A 17,619-nucleotide genomic window follows, 5' to 3' on the forward strand; every position below is an offset into this window, starting at 1 on the left:
TCAGTTCTTCCCCCCGAGCGGAACCACCGTGACGGTGTTGCCGCGAGTAATGGTGACGGTCGGACCCGTCTGAATGGGTGCCGCGCCGCCCGGGAAGGGCGCTCCGCCGGGCGCGATCGGCGATCCGCCCATGGCGTTGCCGCCTTCCTTGGGCTTGCCGGGCACCGAGCTGCGCTGGAAGCGCGAGACATCGGCGCCGGTCGCGAAGGTCGAGCCGCCATCCTGCGGGCGGGCCGCGGCGCGGGCGAGGAACTCCTTCTCGGTTTTGGCGTCGGCGCCTTCCGGCACCTTGACGTCGCCGCGAGCAATGGCCTCTTCGAGTTCGCCCTGATTGTCGGCGATCGAACGCAGCGACAGCGACAGGGTGCCGACGGTCTGCGCGACCGCGATCTTCTCGGCGATCTTGGGCGTCGCTTCGACCGTGACGGTCGAATAGTTGGTGACGATGGTGTTGCCCTTGTCGTCGGTGCCCTTGTCGGTGCGCTGATCGGTGGCGAGCACGCGCAGGTTGCGAAGGATCGTCTCCGATGCCTTGAGCGGCGGACCGTCGCCACCGCCCGACACCGACTGGGTCAGCACCAGATCGACGCGGTCGCCGGGGAAAATGAAGCCGGCGACGGCGCTCTGGGCGGATACCGGAACCGTGACGGCGCGCATCCCCGGGCCGAGCGCGGCGGCGAGGAAGCCGCGGTCGCCCGGCTTGACGATCGCGCCCTGCGTGATCGGCTGGCCGGCGGGGATCGCGAAGCGGACGACGGTGCCCTGAAGCTTCGGCGCCTCGCCTTGACCTTTCACATAATAAGCGCCTTCGACCAGTTCGGTCGGCCAGGCGACATATTTGATCGCTTCGGCGTCGAGGATCGTGCCGACCGGGAGTGCCCGGGTGGCGACCAGCACTTCGGTGGTGTTGATCGGCGCGGCACCTGGAGCAGCGGGGGCGGCCCCGGCGATCGGAGCCGGAGTGCCGACCACGATGTTGCGCGCCATGAACGCGGTGATGCCGGCGATTACCAGCGCTCCGAAGAGCAGGATCAGCTTGCGTGCGTCCATTTCGCGTCAGGCCTTCTCAAATTCACGCCGCTTGTGGTTTCGGCGGCGTTAAGCATTCACTGGAATTGGTTAAAAATCGGTTCGCGCAGCACGAGCAAAGTCGCGATCGCGATCGCCACACCGTAGGGAATCTCCAGCGGCATCGTCGCGCGACTGCGCAGCTTCTTCTCGGCGACCATCAACAGCGTCAGCCCGCCGCCGATCAGCGACATCAGGATCAGCATCCAGATCAGCGGCTGCACCGGCAGCCATAGCGCCAGCGCGCCGATCAGCTTGACGTCACCGCCGCCCATCTGGCCGAGCGCGAAGGCGCCGGCGAAGAACGCGAAGACGAGGAGCGCGACGCCGAGCTGGATGCCCATATCGGGCCAGATGTGCAGCCCGTTCGCCCACCACCAGGGCAGCGCGAGCAGGGCGATCGCGGCGTTTTTCCAATTGGCGATCTCGCGTTTGCGCGCGTCTTCCACCCCTGCCGAGACCAGCAGGAGTCCGAGCGTCACGACCAGAAAAGGCGCAAACAATTCCCCCATCACGGCAAATGCCTAGACGGGACCACTTATCAAAACGTAACCAACGGCCATGAGCGGACAAAATTTGACGCGGCGCGCGATTCCCGAAGGGGCGAAGGTTCACAGCTGGGAAGCGCCCGATGGCCAGCGACTGCGCGCCTTCGCCTGGCCCGCCGCGACGGCGACGCCGCGCGGCAGCATCCTCTTCCAGGGCGGCCGCGGCGATATCTTCGAGAAATATATCGAGACGATGGCGCATTGGCACGCGCAGGGCTGGACGATCACGTCGTTCGACTGGCGCGGGCAGGGTGGCTCGGGCCGGCTGACGCCGGCAGGCGATTGCGGGCATATCGAGGATTTCGGCGACTATATCGCCGATTTCCGCGCCTTCTACGCCGAATGGCAGGCGAGCACGCCGGGACCGCATGTCGTGATGGGGCATTCGATGGGCGGGCATCTGGTGCTGCGCGCATTGGTCGAGGGCGTGGCCGCGCCCGACGCGGCGGTGCTGATCGCGCCGATGCTCGGCTTCAAGAGCCCGTTCGGTCCGTTCGGCGAGCGCATGGCGCGCATCCTCGGCAATGTCGGCAATTCGGCGCGGCCGGCGTGGAAGATCAAGAACGAGAAACCCTATACCCGCGACAGCCGCTATTCGCTGCTGACTCATGATCCCGATCGTTATGACGACGAGATCTGGTGGCATAGCGAGAAGCCCGAAATCGTCACCGGTCCGCCGAGCTGGCGCTGGGTGATCGAGGCGTTCCGATCGATGCGCGAGCTGCGTGATAGCGCGCGGCTCAAGAAGATGACGGTGCCGGTGCTGATGCTCGTCGCCAAGGCGGACGGGCTGGTCGATGCGCGCGCCGCGCTCAAGATCGGTGCCAAGCTCAAGGACGCGCGCATCGTCAGCTTCGGCAAGGAAAGCGCGCACGAGATTCTCCGCGAAGCCGATCCGGTGCGCAACCGGGCGATCGGTGAGATCGACCTGTTCCTGGCGGCGAGGGCGCAACAGCGTTGAAATATGACGTCGCGATTGTCGGCGGGGGGATTGCCGGGGCGAGCCTCGCCGCCGAGGTCGCGCCGCATGCCCGCGTGGTGGTTCTCGAAGCCGAAGCGCGTGCGGGCTATCATTCGACCGGGCGCTCGGCCGCCTTCTGGTCGGAAAGCTATGGCGGCCCGGACATCCAGCCGCTGACCACCGCTTCGGGGCCTTTGCTCCGCGACTATCTCGATCCGATGGGCTCGCTCCATATTGGTCGGACGGACGAAGGGGCGGCAATCGACGCGTTCCTCAAGGAATTCGAGGGAAGCGGCGTCGAACTCAAGGCTGTCGATCCTCATTTGATGATCCCGGGCCTGCGCGCCGAATGGACGCTTGGCGTCCATGAGCCGAGCTGCGAATATATCGACGTAGGACGGCTCCATGACGACTATCTCAAGGCCGTGAAGCGCGCGGGCGGCGAGATCACGCTGTCGGCGGGGCTAGTGTCGGCGGTTCATGACGGCCATTGGCGGATCGAGACGCGGAGCGGTGCCTTAGCGGCCGATATTCTCGTCAACGCGGCAGGCGCCTGGGCCGATCCGGTCGCTTCGGCCTGCGGGGTCGTGCCGCTCGGCATCCAGCCCTATCGCCGCACCATCATGCAGCTGAAGACCGATCCGGCGCCGCCCGAGGGCAGCCCGATGATCGCGCATATCGGCGGCAGCTTTTACTGGAAGCCTGAGGCCGGCGGGCGGATTTGGCTCAGCCCGCACGACGAGATCGCCTGCGACCCCTGCGATTCGCAGCCCGAGGATATCGACGTCGCCATCGCCATCGACCGCTTCGAGCATGTCGTCGATTGGCGGGTCGAGAAGCTCGAGCATAAATGGGCGGGCCTGCGCAGTTTCGCGCGCGACCGGTTGCCGGTCTATGGCTTCGATTTGGCCGCTCCGGGCTTTTTCTGGTGCGTGGGCCAGGGCGGCTTCGGCATCCAGACCGCGCCCGCCGCCGCCAGGCTCGCCGCCGCCATTCTGCTCGGCCAGCCAGCCGATGCGAGTGTCGCAGGCGTCGATCCGGGCCGCTATTCACCCGCCCGATTCAAGCGCTAATTTCTCGCCGATGGAAGCCGGGGTCCAGTTGGCACCCGGCAATTGGCTGGCGCTGCGCTCCGTTACATCGACTTCCCCAACTGGGCCCCGGCCTATGCCGGAGAACTGCAATGGCGCGATTTTGCACGGGTCCTGAGTAAAAAGTCAGCCCATCGGCTCAGTTGAACGGTTCATCCCATCGACAGGTTGTAGGGGTGTACGCGCTCGAATCGGTCTGCTTAGGACGCTGCAACACCCATCTTTCCTGACCGGGGGGTCCATGAATTTCCGTGCACTTGCAGCGCGTTTTGCGCTGGTGGCAGCTTGCATCCTGACGACGGCGCTGCCGGCCCAGGCCGCTGCTTCCAAGAGCCGCTTCTGGCAGTGCGCCGTGTTCGCCCGCGAAGTCTCGTCGGTGAAGATCCATGGCAACGCCTGGACCTGGTGGGAGCAGGCAGCCGGCAAATATGATCGCGGCAACACGCCCGAGGCCGGCTCAGTGATGTCGTTCAAGAAGACCGCGCGTAACCCCTTCGGCCATGTTGCGATGGTCTCGAAGGTGGTCAGCGACCGCGAAGTGCTGCTCACCCACGCCAATTGGTCGTTCGCCGGCGGCATCGAGCGCAACGTGCGCGCCGTCGATGTTTCGGCAGCGGGTGACTGGAGCGCGGTCAAGGTGTGGTTCGCTCCCACCGGCGGGCTCGGCACCACCGTCTATCCGGTCAACGGCTTCATCTATGGCGGCGACACCAGCGAAGACGATCTGCCGGTGCAGCCTTCGCTTGAGCTCGACCTCAGCGACCTGGTGATGGAAACCAACGTCAACTGAGCGGCCGATCGCGAATGGTCCCAATGGTCGCACTGACCATGGGGCATGTTTCGGACTGACCATTTCAAAGAGCGGGCGCCGTTGCCGACGGCGCAGCCCAACCAGTCGAAATCCTACATTGCAAGCCTGGTCTGGCGCCGGCGCTGTGCGCCTCAGATCGGCTTGAAGCGCATCGCCACACCATTCATGCAATAGCGCTTGCCGGTCGGCCTGGGCCCATCGTCGAACACATGCCCGAGATGTCCGCCGCAGCGGCGGCACTCGACCTCGGTCCGCGACATGCCGAGCGAGCGGTCGATCCTGGTGATCACCGCATTCGGGGCGGGGGCATAGAAGCTTGGCCAGCCGGTGCCGCTGTCGAATTTGGTTTTGGAATTGAACAAGGGCAGCGCGCAGCCCGCGCAGAAGAAGGTGCCGCGGCGATGCTCATTGTTGAGCGGGCTGGAAAAGGGCCGCTCGGTGCCCTCGTGCCGCAGCACATTGTACGCGGCGGGCGACAGCCGCTTGCGCCACTCGGCATCGCTGAGCATGAATTCGAAGCGTTGCGCGGCTTCGGCGGGTTCGCTCATGCCGAGACGCCAGAGCACGACAGTGGACACCGCGCCCATGCCGGCGACGGTGAGGAAGGAGCGGCGGGAATAGGTCATGTCGGGCATGTGGGGACAACGCACCGCACGCTCAATAGTGGCTCAATTCCACCGGCATTTTCTTGTAGCCATGGACGAAGCACGCAGCGACGCGCTCGACCTGTCCGGTCACGTTCACGCGCAGGCGGCGTTTGGCCATTTCCTCGAGCAGGATTCCGATCTGCAATTCGGCCAGCCGCGCGCCGACGCAGCGATGGATGCCGTGCCCGAACGCGAGGTGCCGCCGGGCATTGTCGCGATCGACGATGATCTTGCCGGCGTCGGGGAAGACGCTCTCGTCGCGATTGGCGGAGAGATACCATAGCGCGAGCTTGTCGCCCTCGCGGATTTTCTGCCCCTCCAGTTCGGTGTCCTGCGTCGCGGTGCGGCGCATATGGGCGAGGGGCGTCTGCCAGCGGATGATCTCCTGCACGGCGTTGGGGATCAGGCCCGGATCGGCCTCGAGCTTGGCGCGCTCGTCGGGGAATTGGTCGAGCCCCCAGGCATAGGCGCTCATCGAATTGCGGGTGGTATCGTTGCCGCCGACGATCAGCAGGATGAGGTTCCCGAGGAACTCCATCTGATCCATGTGGCTCATCGCGTCCGAATGGATCATCATCGAGATCAGATCTGGCGTCGGCTCCTTGCCGACCTTGCCCTGCCAGAGATTGCCGAAATAGGCGGCGCATTCGAACAGGATCTGGCGGCGCTCCTCCTTGCGCACCGGATCCTTGGCGATCTCGATATCGCCCGCCCAGTCCGACCAGTAGGTGAGCTTGCGCCGCTCTTCCCAGGGAAAATCGAACAGGATCGCGAGCATCTGGGTGGTCAGTTCGATCGAGACCTGATCGACCCAGTCGAACTCCTGGCCGACCGGCAGCGAATCGAGGATCTCGGCCGAGCGGGTGCGGATATTCTCGTTCATCCGCACCATTTCGGACGGCGTGAAGGCGGGGGCAACGGTGCGGCGCTGGCCGGTATGCTTGGGCCGGTCCATGGCGATGAACATCGGCATCTTGATATCGCCCTCCTGCATGTCGGCGATGGTGATGCCGCCGGTTTCGGAGGAGAATATCTCGGGCAGGCTCTCAACCTGAACGATCGGCTTGTAGGTGGAGACCGACCAGAACGGGCCGAAGGCGCTGCTTTCGGTGTAATAGACCGGCGCCGTGGCGCGCAACTCGGCAAAGGGTTCGTGCCAAATATCGTCGCGGTAAAGCTCGGCGCGGCTGACATCGAGCGGATCGACGACGCCCCCCGGCGGACTCGCAAGCGTGGCCATCGATCCCTCTCCTTATCAGCGGAAGAATGCCCTAATTGACAGGGGTGTCAATAGCGGCGGGCCTGCGCCTCCAGAATGGCGGGCTTCCCGATTTGAGCACGCCGCGGCGGAACAGGCGGGCGCCGATAGTGACAGTGATCGCGACCCAAAGCGCCTGCCAGCCGAGCGCGGCCAGATGTGGCCAGATCAGTGGCGAATTGCCGGCGTGGCCGATCATCGCATAGGGCGAGCTGAACGGGAAAAGCTCGACGGCGAAGGCCAGCCACGTGCCGGGCCGCGACGTCGCCGCCAGCGCCAGCCCGAACATCGCCATCTGGAAGAAGGTGATCGGCAGCGACAGCATCTGCAGCTCGCGCTGGGTGCTGGTTTGCGCGCCGAGGCTCAGGAACACCGCGCCGAGCAGCAGATAGGCCATGGTGAAATAGGCGGCGAACAGCAGCGGGAACGCGACCGGGCCGACCGCGGGGGCGGCATCGGCGAACAGGCGCATGGCGCCATCGGGCAGCAGCTTGGCGCCATTGACGATCAAGGTCGCCCAAAACGCGACGAACAGGACCGCCACCGCGAACATCGCCAGCAGCTTGCCGAAGAACACGCTTTCGAGCGGGACCGCGGCGGCGAGGATTTCGATGACCTTGTTCGACCGTTCCTCGGCCATGGTGCCGACCGCCTGGCCTGACAGGAACAAAGTGAGGAAGAAGATGCCGAACACGCCCGCCGAGGCGACCTGACCCTTGCCGGTGAACGAAGCCTGGCCGCGCGTGACCTCGGTCCGGGTCGCGGTGCTCAGCGGGGCGGCACCGCCGGCGCGTTCGGCGCGCAGCACCTGCTCGGCGAGCTGGGCGAGATATTGTCCTTCGCTCCAGCCATTGGCGACATAGAGGATTTCCGGCTTGTTGAGCGGGCCGTGGAGCACCGCGGCGGCATCATATTCGTCGGAATCGAACATGTCGCGCGCCTGGCGGGCGGTGTCGGCCTCCGGGGTGACGATGGTCAGCGGCGGCGGCATCAGTTCGCTGCCGCGAGGAAACAGGCCGCGCAATTGCTTGTCGAGCGCGAGCAGGTCGGCGGATTGCGCGGGCGGCGCGATCACCACCATGCGCAGCTTGTCGCCGCTGCTGTCGACGATCTGGCTGGCGCCGAGGCTGCCCATCACGCTGAAGCTCAGGAAGATCAGCGGCGCGAGCAGGAACAGCAGGAAGGTGGGGGTGAACACGGTCGCGGTGAAATCACGACGGACAACGGTGAAGGTCTGGCGCAGCGCGCGGGCGAACTTGCTCATGCCGCAGCCTCCAGCGCCTGCTCGCCGACGATGCGGACGAACGCGTCGTGCAGCCCCGGTCGCTCGATCGACAGGCCCGAAATGCCGTGGCCGGCATCGATCAGCCGCACCAGCAGATCTTCGATTCCTTCTGGCGGGAGCGTGAAGCGCCAGCCACCATTCTCGCGCTCGGCGTCGGCGGGGAGCAGCTTGCCCGCCGCCTCGGGATTGTGATGCGGGGTGTAATGCGCCTTGAGCGGCAGCGTCGCGCGGGCATCGGCGACGCTGCCCTCGAAGCGGACCTTGCCGCCGGCGATGATCGACAGGCGATCGCAGAGCCGCTCGGCATGGGCCATGACATGCGTCGAGAACAGGATCGTCGCGCCGCGGTCGCGCTGGCCGAGGATCAGCTTTTCGAGGCGCTCCTGATTGACCGGATCGAGGCCGGAAAAGGGCTCATCGAGGACCAGCAGGCTGGGCTCGTGGACCACCGAGCCGAGCAATTGCACCAATTGCGCCATGCCCTTGGAGAGCTTGCGGATCTTGTCGTCGACGGCATGGCCGAGGCCGGCGGCTTCCATCAATTCGATCGCGCGCTTGCGCCCGACCTTCCACGGCAAGCCGCGCAATGCGCCCATGAAGGCGATCGCCTCACGGCATTTCATGCTGGGATAGAGCCCACGCTCCTCGGGGAGATAGCCGACCTGGTCGCTGGCATCGCGAGGGTTATCGAACCCCAGCAGGGTGCGGGCACCGCCATCGGGTTCTATAATACCGAGCAGCATGCGCAGCGTCGTGGTCTTGCCGGCACCATTGGGGCCGAGCACGCCATAGACCATGCCCTTGGGGACCGAGATATCGACGCCATCGACGACGCGGCGGCTGCCGAAGCGCTTGACGAGGCCGCTGGCGCTGACCGCCAATGCGCTGCTCAATTTCCATCCCCTCGGTTCACATTTTGGTGGTAGCGGGTGGGCGTGCGCGAAGACAAGTCATTGGCCACGCAAATCAAGGTGAAGGCGGCGGAAATCGGGTTCGCGGCCTGCGGGGTCGCGCGCGCCGATGCCGCGCCGGCCTCCGGCGAGCGGCTGCGGCAATGGCTGGCCGAGGGACGCCACGGATCGATGATCTGGATGGAGGAGCGCGCGCATCACCGCGAAAGCCCGGCTGGGCTGTGGCCCGAGGTGCGATCGGTGGTCTCGCTGGGGATGAGCTATGCCCCCGCCAGCGACCCGCTGGCGCTGGCCGGGGAGGGCGAGAAGGGCCGGATCTCGGTCTATGCGCAGGGACAGGATTATCACGACGTCGTGAAGCGGCGGCTAAAGGAACTGGCGCGCTGGATCGTTGGGCAGGCGAGCGACGCTGACGTGAAGGTGTTCGTCGATACCGCGCCGGTGATGGAGAAGCCGCTGGCCGAGGCGGCGGGGCTGGGCTGGCAGGGCAAGCACACCAATCTGGTCAGCCGCGAACATGGCAGCTGGCTGTTCCTGGGGGCGATCTACACCACGATCGATCTGGACCCGGATGCGCGGGTACGCTCGACCTGCGGCAGCTGCGATGCCTGCCAGACGGCGTGCCCGACCGAAGCCTTTCCGGCACCATACCGGCTCGATGCCCGGCGCTGCATCTCGTATCTGACGATCGAGCATAAGGGGCCGATCCCGGAGGAGTTCCGCGCGGCGATCGGCAACCGCATCTATGGCTGCGACGATTGCCTGGCGGTGTGCCCATGGAACAAGTTCGCCACGGCTGCGAGCGCCAACAAGGCGTTCGCGCCGCGCGCCGAACTGGCCGCGCCGGCGCTGGCGGACCTGCTCGCGCTCGACGATGCCGGTTTCCGCGAAGTGTTTTCCGGCTCGCCGATCAAGCGCATCGGCCGCGACCGGATGGTGCGCAACTGCCTGATCGCGGCGGGGAATAGCGGCAGCGCCGCGCTGGTGGAGCCGGTGCGGGCGTTGCTCGGCGATGCGGCGCCGGAGGTACGCGGGGCGGCCATTTGGGCATTGAAGCGGCTTGATCGGAAGCAATGGAACCAGCTGCGCGAGCAACGTGATGAAACCAATATGGACGTGATGAAGGAGTGGGCGGAATAGCACTGGCCTGCTAATATTGCGGATTTGGAGAGACGCATGATTGCAATCGGCTTGGCATTGCTATTCGCGATCCTTCAGGACGGAAACGCCGCAGCGCCCCAGCCGACGCCGATCAGGCCAAGTTTGTGGCTTGTCGAAGCCGACTATCCGGCGGAAGCCTTCAAGCGCCACGAACAGGGCGTTGTGTTCTTCACGCTTGACGTGGACGTCAGGGGGCGGGTTTCGAACTGCACGGTTACGACATCCAGCGGGTCGCCGTCGCTGGATGCAGAAACGTGTACGATTGTGGCAAAGCGTGGTCGTTTCAAGCCGGCGAGAGATGGCGGTGGAAATGCGGTGCCTTCAACTTGGAGCAGCCGCTTCGCATGGACAATCCCGCGCTAGCGCCGTTTGGTCAACGCCGTCACGCAGCTGGCCGGATCGATCGGGCTGCCGTCGCGCTGGCGAGTGTCGAACCAGGTGACCAGCGGCTCGCCGCGGCCCTTGGGATAGAGATAGGCGTCGAGCACGCAGATCGGGCCGGCGAACTGGAGCTTGCGGGCGCTGCCCTCGCTTATGTCGAGATACGGCGCGCCGAACTGGGCGATCAGCCGAGCCGCCGGCTGGCCGCTGACCGTGGTCGCCATGCCGGGCGGCAGCGGCGCGGAGGCGGACGCTCCGGCAGGCACCGGCACATAGCCGGCCGATCGCACCGGAGGAGCGCTCTCGCCGCAGGCGGCCAGCGCCAAGGCACCGCCGATGATCCAGTATTTCATGCGCGCCTGCCTCTATGGAATGCGTGGGTAGCCATCGCCGCGCCGAGCACCGGGCCGACCAGCGCCACGACGGGTATCAGCAATATGCCGGTGCCGAACATGCCGAGTATGAACCGCCGAAGGCTCGTCCGGCTCCGCCATCGCGGCAAGTCGCGGTATTTCATGTGCCGCGCCGCGACCATGTCGCCGAGATCGCGGCCGAGCAGCCAGGAATTTACGATGAAGAAGGCGACGGCGGTGCCGACGCCGGTGATCAGCAGGGCGATATAGATTGGCGACAGCGCGAGATTGATGAGGATGATGCGGATGCCCGATCCCAATCCCATCGCCAGCGAACGCGCGAAGGGCACGTCGCGGGCATCGGCGTGCGCGCCGGGATAATATTTGGCCTCGACCGCTGCGACGACCTCGTCGGCGAAGATGCCGATCACGCCGATGGCGATCGCGCGAAACAGCAGCCAGTGCGCCGCCAGCAGCAGCACGATCACCGCGATATCGGCAAAGGGCCCCGAATATCCGTTGAGCCAGCGGGCCGCGGCCCAGTGAATTCCGTAATAAAGCCCGATGCCGAGCCCGGCGAACAGCACGAGCGTGATCAGCAGCGACTTGAGGAAGACCATCGCCACGCGGCCGTCGAGCAATTGCCCCAGCGACAGGAAGAACGCCTGGATCATTGCGGACTCCTTTGCAGCCCGATAGGGGCAGCCGCAACCCAATTGGAGCAAAGACTTGACCAGCCCCACCTATGACGTGGTCGCGATCGGCAACGCGATCGTCGATATTCTCGCCCAGGCCGACGATGCTTTCATCGAGGAAATCGGTGTAGCCAAGGGCTCGATGCAACTGATCTTCTCGCCCGAGGATGCCGACGCGCTCTATGCCAAGATGGGTCCGGGCCGCGAGGTTTCGGGCGGTTCGGCCGGCAACACCGTGGCGGCGATCGCCGCGATGGGCGGCAAGGCGGCATTCATCGGCCAGGTCGCCGACGACCAGCTCGGCGCCGTCTTCGCGCACGATCTGCGCGCCGCCGGTGTTCATTTCGACACCGCGGTGCGTCCGGGCCAGCCGACCACCGCGCGCTGCCTGATCTTCGTGACGCCCGATGGCCAGCGGACGATGAACACCTTCCTTGGCGCATCGCAGTTCCTGCCCGCCGCCGCGCTCGACGAGGCGGTGATCGCGGATGGCGCGATCCTCTATCTCGAAGGCTATCTGTGGGATCCGGAAGAGCCGCGCGCGGCGATGCGCCGGGCGATCGAGATCGCGCGCGCCAACGGCCGCAAGGTCGCCTTCACGCTCAGCGACGTGTTCTGCATCTCGCGCCACGGCGGCGATTTCCGCAAGCTGATCGAGGACGGGATGATCGACATCCTGTTCGCCAACGAGAACGAATTGCTGGCACTGTGCGAGCATGAGGGCTTCGAGGCGGCAGTGGAGCATATCCATGGCAAGGTGCCGCTGCTGGTCGTCACCCGTGGCGAGCATGGCGCGATGGCGCTGCAGGGCTCGGAGCGCGTCGAGGTGAAGGCTGAGCCGATCGAGCGGCTGGTCGACACCACCGGCGCCGGCGACATGTTCGCGGCGGGCTTCCTGCATGGCCAGGCGCAGGGCAAGGGGCTGAAGGAATCGCTGACGCTGGGCGCGGTGTGCGCGGCGGAGATCATCCAGCATTATGGCGCGCGCGCCGAAGCGGACCTCAAGACGCTGGCGGCCGAAACGCTGGGATAAGGCAAGCAGCAGGGCGCTTGTATATCGCCTGTCTAGGCGATGTGCGGCGGCCCGCTTGACCTGTGTACTGTGCTATGAACCTATCACGCTACACCAATCGGGGAGCGTGCAATGGATCGTCGGCGGTTTATGGCGAGCGCCGCTTCGCTCGGTGTCTGCGCGATCTGGGCGGGGCGCGGGGCTGCGGTGCCTTCGCGTGTCGCTAGGCATGAGGACCGCACGCTTTATCCGCAAGGCGTCGCATCGGGCGATCCCGACGATCATAGCGTGGTCCTGTGGACACGGCGGCCGTTCAGCGAGGGTGCGCGCCACGAACTGACCGTGGAAGTGGCGCTGGATGCGGAGTTCCGCCGCGTCGTCGCCACCGCGAAGGCGCCGGTGCTGGCGGCGGCCGACTGGACGTGCCGGGCGATGGTCGGCGGGCTCTCGCCGGCGACAATCTATTGGTACCGCTTCAGCGACGATAGCGGCGCGGGCAGCCGCGTTGGGCGGACGATCACCGCGCCGCGCGTGAGCGACGGGCGCCCGGTCCGCTTCGCCTTCGTCTCGTGCAACAGCGTCAACGAAGGCGCGCAGAACGCCTATGCCCGGATGATCTGGGAGGATGAGCGTGCGCCGGCCGACCGCAAGATCGGCTTCGTGCTCCACCTCGGCGACTTCATCTACGAACTGGTCGAATATACCGAGGACGTTCAGCACCGTTACGCGCGCACCGTCTACGATCTCGGCCACATTCCCGATGGCCGCAAGGTCGGCAATTTCAATGTGCCGACGACGCTGGAGGGCTATCGCCACGTCTATCGCGCCCATATCGACGATCCCGACATCCAGAACGCGCGGGCGCATTTCCCGTTCATCTGCATGGGCGACAATCACGAATTCTCGTGGCTGGGCTGGCAGAGCTTCACCAAGTTCGGCGGCAAGATCGAGTCCGCGCAGGAATTGCGCGTCGCCGCCAACCAGGCGTGGTGGGAGTTCATCCCGTCGCGGGTGCGCAAGGTTTCGGGGGACAGGCTGGATCAGTTCGCGGCGCCGGCGGTCAAGAATACGCCGATTGAGACCTTCGACGAGCTTGGTTTTGGCACCGAAGCCAATAACCGCATCGCGGTCGGCAGCATGACCGCCTATCGGGCGCTGCGCTACGGCAAGCATATCGAGGTGATCCTGACCGACCTGCACAGCTACAAGGCGCAGGATCCGACCGATCGTCCCGAGGCGAGCGCGCTCGACTCGGGCGAATATCCGGTGCTTCCGCAGGAATGGCTGGAGATCGTCGACGGCGGCAAGGATTATGATGGCGGCAATCCGCCAGCGACGATCGCGATCGGCGACAAGAGCATCCCCAATTTCCGCAAGGACGAGCACGCGCATACCGTGCTCGGTCGCGAGCAGAAGGCATGGCTCAAGAATCAGCTGACCGGATCGACCGCGACCTGGAAGATCTGGGGCGTGACCAACGGCCCGATGGACCAGCGCACCGATCCCCAGAACATCCCCGCCGAGCTGGTCAAGGAGAAATGGCCGGGCAAAGGGTATGGCAGCTTCGCCAATCCCGATTTCAGCAGTGCCTATGCCGAACGCGCCGAGATCTACGATCTGGTCCGCGACCGCGAGATTTCGGGATTCGTGACGGTCTCGGGCGATCGCCACAGCTTCTGGGCGGGCTATGCCGCGCCGGCGCTGCCGCCGGCCGGGTTCAGCCCGGTCGGGCTGAGCTTCATCACCGGCTCGATCTCGGCGCCGGGGCTCGGCGAAGCGTGCGAATATTACAAGGAGTTCCCGCTGCGTCCGCTGTACGTGCGCAAGGTCGAAGGGGCCGAACCCGAACATACCATCAACCTGACGATCAAGCGCGGCGTGCGCGCGGCGCTCGAATATGCCGCGAGCGGCGATATCGAGAAGGCGCGGGTGCTGACCAATCCCGACAATGCCCCGCACGTCGAGTTCGTCGACATGGCCGGGCACGGCTATTCGGTCGTCACCGCCGACGCGAACGGGATCGAGACCGAATTTGTCTGCATCGTCCGCCCGATCACGCGCGCGACGACGCCGGACGGCGGTCCGTTGCGGTATCGCGTGTCGCACAGGGCCAAGCTTTGGAAGCCGGGAATGTCGCCGAAGCTGGAGCAGAAGGTGCTCGAAGGCGACCCCAAGCTGTCGATCTGATCGCAGCGCCAGGCGGACAGGAAAAGGGCCGGGGGATCGCTCCCCCGGCCCTTTCTTTTCGCGGCTCCAGCCTCAGTGCGTGCCGGGCACCGGTGGCTCGAGATCTTCATAGGCTTCCGGCTCGGCGACGGTGTCGAGGCCGCGGCCGACATGGCTCTTGCGATAGCCATAGAGGAAATAGATCAGCAGGCCCAGGCCGCCCCAGATCGGCAGCACCATCATCGCTTCGACCGGCAGGTTGAAGTAGAGGAAGGCGCAGCCGGCCATCGAGATCGGCGCGACGATCCAAACGAGCGGCGTCTTGAACGGACGGCGGCGGCTCGGATCCTTGATGCGCAGCACCAGCACCGCGATCGACACCATGAAGAACGCGAACAGCGTGCCCGAGTTCGAGATGTCGGCGAGCTGGCCGACCGGCAGCAGTGCCGCGGCGATCGCGACGCCAACGCCGGTGATCATGGTCACGATGTGCGGGGTCTTCCACTTGGGGTGGATCGACGCGAGCTTCTCAGGCAGCAGGCCGTCGCGCGCCATCACGAAGAAGATGCGGGTCTGACCGAACAGCATCATCAGGATGACCGACGGCAAAGCGAGGTTGGCTGCGAGGCCGAGGGCGTTGCCGACCACCGGCCAGTTGATCTGGCGCAGGACGTGCGCCAGCGCTTCGTTCGAGCAGACCAGCTGATCGGCGTTGGCGGCCAGCTTGCAGGCGGCGGTGAACCCGGCCGAGCCCGGCTGGACGACCGAACCATCAAGACCCAGCACCGGCTGCGCGCCCATCGCGCCGATCGCGCCGGCGGCGACGAGCAGATAGAAGATGGTGCAGATCGCAAGGCTGCCGATCAGGCCGATCGGCACGTTGCGCTGCGGGTTCTTGGTCTCCTCAGCCGCGGTCGAGACCGCGTCGAAGCCGACATAGGCGAAGAAGATCGATGCCGCGGCGCCGACGATGCCCATGCCGCTGGCGCCCGTGGGGCCGAACCAGCCATTGGGCGCGAAGGGCGAAAAGTTGCCGGTTTGGAGCACCGGCAGGGTGAGGGCGATGAACACGGTGAGCGCGGTCACCTTGATCGCGACGAGCACGGCGTTGACGCGGGCGCTCTCGGTGGTGCCGATCATCAACAGCAGTGTGACGAGCAGGGCGACGACGATGGCGGGGACGTTGACGAACCCGCTCGAGAAATCGACCGTCGGCATCCAGCCGTCGAGCCCCCAGGTCGGGCCCGCCGCCAGCATCGCTGGCACTTCGAAGCCTGTGACCGATTTGACCAATCCCATAAAGTATCCGGACCAGCCGACCGACACGGCGGACGCGGCCACCGCATATTCGAGGATCAGCGCCCAGCCGACCATCCACGCCAGCAACTCGCCGACCACGGCATAGGTATAGGTGTAGGCGGAGCCCGAAACCGGGACCATCGAGGCCAGTTCCGAATAACAGAGCGCGGCGACGGCGCAGACCGCGCCGGCGATGATGAAGCTCCACATCATGCCCGGGCCGGCCTTTTGCGCCGCGGCCGCGGTCAGCACGAAGATGCCGGTGCCGATGATCGCGCCGACGCCGAGCAGCGTCAGCTGCACGGGCCCCAGGGATCGGTGGAGTGATTTTTTCTCGGCTGTCGCCAAGATGGCGTCGAGTGACTTTACGCGCCCGAATATCATGGATGGTCCCCTAACGCGGCGTCTAGCGCACCGCACCATTGTGAAAGGCGCGAGCCTAGCCGCAAATGCCGGGGGTGCAAGCCGTTATGTCGGTTGCGGCCGCGCCTTCGCGACGAACGTCAGCGCGCCAGCATCGGCCCGAGCGGCTGGCCGGCGAAGAGGTGGACATGGAGGTGCGGCACTTCCTGACCGCCATGCTGGCCTACATTGGCGAGAAGGCGATAGCCGGGCGCGACCATGTTGTTTTCGCGCGCGACATGGCCGACGGCGCGGACGAAACCGGCGATCTCGGCCTCGGGCGCCTTGGCCGAGAAATCGTCCCATGACACGTACGGACCCTTGGGGATCACGAGGATGTGCGCCGGAGCCTGCGGATTGATATCGTGGAAGGCGAGGGCGAATTCGTCTTCATAGACGGTCTTGCTGGGAATCTCGCCGCGCAGGATTTTGGCGAAGATGTTGCTCGGGTCATAGGGCTGGGTGGCGTCGATGGGCATGGACGGACCTCGTATGGGAGGAGGCTAGGGCCAGATATCGTGGCAGACCGCGTGGAGGTCGCTCATGGCGGTGCTGCCTGCGGCGACCGGTTCTGCGGGGTCGTCCCTGGGGACATTTACGATCAGCTTTTCGCCCATCAGCGCGTGCGAGATCAGGGTCTGGATGGTCAGCGCCTTGCAATCGATGGTCAGCAGCGATCGGATACGGTTGTAGCGGCGACCATCCGAGAAACTGAGTGGTTCCGGGTAGCGGATTTCTCGCCAGAAGGTGATGCGGTTGCCATCGGGGGTCGGGCTGACGGTGTTGAGGTTGATATAGGCTTCGATGCCCCGTGCGCGGCTCGATAGCCGCCAATTCGGCGCGACGGTCTGCGGCGCCAGCGGTGTGGACATCGACAAGGCGATCGTGGCGGCAATGAACATCTGCATTTCCCTTGCGCTTGTTCGACGAATGGCATCGGCGCCGAGCCGGTGCAAGCGAGCGGTCAGGCCGGGCGGCTGGCTTTCTCATCCAGCCCCGAGACGCCTTCGCGGCGGGCGAGCTCGGCGCGGACATCGTCGAGGGTGATACCGGCGTCGGCGAGGAGGACGAGGAGGTGGAAGAGCAGGTCGGCCGCCTCGCTGGTCAGTGCGGCCTTGTCCTGCGCGACGGCGGCGATGACGGTCTCGATCGCTTCCTCGCCAAGCTTCTCGGCGATCTTGGCGCGGCCCTTGGCGGTCAGTTTCGCGACATAGGAGGATGCGGGATCGCCGGCGCGGCGGTCGCGGATCGTCTGTTCGAGCGCGTCTAGCGTGTCCATTGGTTCCGGCTGCTTGAGCCGGCGGGCCGAGTCAATCCTTGGCCTGGGCTTCGGGGGTCTTGCGGAAGCGTGCGCGCATGCGGCTGCGGACGAACCAGATGCCACCGGCGGCGCAGGCGGCGAGGAGAATGTCCGACAGCTCGGGCATCGAGCGCGAGCCGGCGACGCCGGTGTGCGGCGGCTCGTCGGCCAGCGCGGGGGTGGCGAGGAGCAGGAGCGGGAGGACGTAGCGCATGGGGCTGGTGTAGTGGGGTTGGGTTAAAAGATCCTCCCCGGTACGGGGAGGTGGCA

Annotated in this window: 20 protein-coding genes; 7 read left to right on the forward strand and 13 right to left on the reverse strand. The window is 65.7% G+C overall.

What is annotated here, in order from left to right; translation table 11 throughout:
• Positions 1-1,050 carry a Flp pilus assembly protein CpaB gene (gene cpaB / locus KF730_RS16900; RefSeq protein WP_294099508.1) on the reverse strand — a complete coding sequence of 350 codons (1,050 nt, stop codon included), beginning with the start codon at positions 1,048-1,050 and terminating at the stop codon, positions 1-3.
• 56 nt (positions 1,051-1,106) lie between these two features.
• Positions 1,107-1,580, reverse strand: coding sequence for a prepilin peptidase (locus tag KF730_RS16905; protein ID WP_294099510.1), 474 nt, complete (start codon positions 1,578-1,580; stop codon positions 1,107-1,109).
• Between the two features lie 49 nt (positions 1,581-1,629).
• Between KF730_RS16905 and KF730_RS16910 the strand changes: the two genes are divergently transcribed.
• The 3 genes from KF730_RS16910 (at position 1,630) to KF730_RS16920 (ending at position 4,458) form a co-directional block, all read left to right on the forward strand.
• On the forward strand, positions 1,630-2,577 hold the full coding sequence (locus KF730_RS16910) for an alpha/beta hydrolase (protein WP_294099512.1): 948 nt from the start codon (positions 1,630-1,632) through the stop codon (positions 2,575-2,577).
• Entirely contained in the window at positions 2,574-3,650 is a 1,077-nt protein-coding gene (locus KF730_RS16915) for an FAD-binding oxidoreductase (protein ID WP_294099517.1), read from the forward strand. Before KF730_RS16910 ends, KF730_RS16915 begins: the two co-directional genes overlap by 4 nt.
• Positions 3,651-3,909: 259 nt before the next feature.
• Positions 3,910-4,458 carry a CHAP domain-containing protein gene (locus KF730_RS16920; protein ID WP_294099519.1) on the forward strand — a complete coding sequence of 183 codons (549 nt, stop codon included), beginning with the start codon at positions 3,910-3,912 and terminating at the stop codon, positions 4,456-4,458.
• Positions 4,459-4,610: 152 nt separating this feature from the next.
• On the opposite strand, the gene msrB is transcribed toward KF730_RS16920, so the two are convergent.
• The 4 genes from msrB to KF730_RS16940 are packed head-to-tail and all read right to left on the reverse strand — an operon-like array spanning position 4,611 to position 8,562.
• On the reverse strand, positions 4,611-5,105 hold the full coding sequence (gene msrB / locus KF730_RS16925; RefSeq protein ID WP_294099521.1) for a peptide-methionine (R)-S-oxide reductase MsrB: 495 nt from the start codon (positions 5,103-5,105) through the stop codon (positions 4,611-4,613).
• Between the two features lie 31 nt (positions 5,106-5,136).
• The gene (locus KF730_RS16930; protein ID WP_294099523.1) at positions 5,137-6,366 is read right to left on the reverse strand and encodes a cytochrome P450; all 1,230 of its coding nucleotides are present in this window, start codon (positions 6,364-6,366) and stop codon (positions 5,137-5,139) included.
• A gap of 31 nt (positions 6,367-6,397) precedes the next feature.
• Entirely contained in the window at positions 6,398-7,648 is a 1,251-nt protein-coding gene (locus KF730_RS16935; protein WP_294099525.1) for an ABC transporter permease, read from the reverse strand.
• Positions 7,645-8,562, reverse strand: a complete 918-nt coding sequence (locus KF730_RS16940) for an ATP-binding cassette domain-containing protein (RefSeq protein WP_294099526.1) — start codon at positions 8,560-8,562, stop codon at positions 7,645-7,647. Before KF730_RS16940 ends, KF730_RS16935 begins: the two co-directional genes overlap by 4 nt.
• Before the next feature lie 42 nt (positions 8,563-8,604).
• On the opposite strand from KF730_RS16940, the gene queG reads away from it, so the two are divergent.
• On the forward strand, positions 8,605-9,720 hold the full coding sequence (queG, locus tag KF730_RS16945) for a tRNA epoxyqueuosine(34) reductase QueG (protein WP_294099917.1): 1,116 nt from the start codon (positions 8,605-8,607) through the stop codon (positions 9,718-9,720).
• A 36-nt stretch (positions 9,721-9,756) separates the two neighbouring features.
• Positions 9,757-10,104 carry an energy transducer TonB gene (locus KF730_RS16950; RefSeq protein WP_294099528.1) on the forward strand — a complete coding sequence of 116 codons (348 nt, stop codon included), beginning with the start codon at positions 9,757-9,759 and terminating at the stop codon, positions 10,102-10,104.
• Here the strand turns inward: KF730_RS16950 and KF730_RS16955 are convergent.
• Together KF730_RS16955 and KF730_RS16960 are read right to left on the reverse strand one after the other, a co-directional pair.
• Positions 10,101-10,475, reverse strand: coding sequence for a hypothetical protein (locus tag KF730_RS16955; RefSeq protein WP_294099530.1), 375 nt, complete (start codon positions 10,473-10,475; stop codon positions 10,101-10,103). The two genes, KF730_RS16950 and KF730_RS16955, sit on opposite strands and share 4 nt — an antisense overlap.
• Positions 10,472-11,149: an EI24 domain-containing protein gene (locus KF730_RS16960; protein ID WP_294099532.1), complete on the reverse strand. Its 678-nt coding sequence runs from the start codon at positions 11,147-11,149 to the stop codon at positions 10,472-10,474. The genes KF730_RS16955 and KF730_RS16960 overlap by 4 nt, the downstream gene beginning before the upstream one ends.
• A 55-nt stretch (positions 11,150-11,204) precedes the next feature.
• Between KF730_RS16960 and KF730_RS16965 the strand changes: the two genes are divergently transcribed.
• Together KF730_RS16965 and KF730_RS16970 are read left to right on the forward strand one after the other, a co-directional pair.
• Positions 11,205-12,203 (forward strand): adenosine kinase, encoded by a 999-nt coding sequence (locus tag KF730_RS16965; RefSeq protein WP_294099534.1) that lies wholly within the window; start codon positions 11,205-11,207, stop codon positions 12,201-12,203.
• 129 nt (positions 12,204-12,332) lie between these two features.
• Positions 12,333-14,369, forward strand: coding sequence for an alkaline phosphatase D family protein (locus KF730_RS16970; RefSeq protein ID WP_294099536.1), 2,037 nt, complete (start codon positions 12,333-12,335; stop codon positions 14,367-14,369).
• Positions 14,370-14,441: 72 nt separating this feature from the next.
• Here KF730_RS16970 and KF730_RS16975 read toward each other — a convergent pair whose 3' ends face one another.
• The 5 genes from KF730_RS16975 to KF730_RS16995 all read right to left on the reverse strand — a co-directional run bounded on the left by KF730_RS16975 (position 14,442) and on the right by KF730_RS16995 (position 17,563).
• The gene (locus KF730_RS16975; protein WP_294099538.1) at positions 14,442-16,031 is read right to left on the reverse strand and encodes an amino acid permease; all 1,590 of its coding nucleotides are present in this window, start codon (positions 16,029-16,031) and stop codon (positions 14,442-14,444) included.
• Positions 16,032-16,150: 119 nt separating this feature from the next.
• Positions 16,151-16,528: a histidine triad nucleotide-binding protein gene (locus KF730_RS16980; RefSeq protein ID WP_294099540.1), complete on the reverse strand. Its 378-nt coding sequence runs from the start codon at positions 16,526-16,528 to the stop codon at positions 16,151-16,153.
• 24 nt (positions 16,529-16,552) lie between these two features.
• Positions 16,553-16,951 (reverse strand): surface-adhesin E family protein, encoded by a 399-nt coding sequence (locus KF730_RS16985; RefSeq protein ID WP_294099541.1) that lies wholly within the window; start codon positions 16,949-16,951, stop codon positions 16,553-16,555.
• 62 nt (positions 16,952-17,013) lie between these two features.
• The gene (locus KF730_RS16990; protein WP_294099542.1) at positions 17,014-17,328 is read right to left on the reverse strand and encodes a phosphoribosyl-ATP diphosphatase; all 315 of its coding nucleotides are present in this window, start codon (positions 17,326-17,328) and stop codon (positions 17,014-17,016) included.
• Between the two features lie 31 nt (positions 17,329-17,359).
• Positions 17,360-17,563, reverse strand: coding sequence for a hypothetical protein (locus KF730_RS16995; protein ID WP_294099543.1), 204 nt, complete (start codon positions 17,561-17,563; stop codon positions 17,360-17,362).
• Between the last annotated feature and the right edge of the window lie 56 nt (positions 17,564-17,619).

It is taken from the genome of Sphingomonas sp., from assembly GCF_019635515.1.
Lineage (GTDB): Bacteria > Pseudomonadota > Alphaproteobacteria > Sphingomonadales > Sphingomonadaceae > Sphingomonas.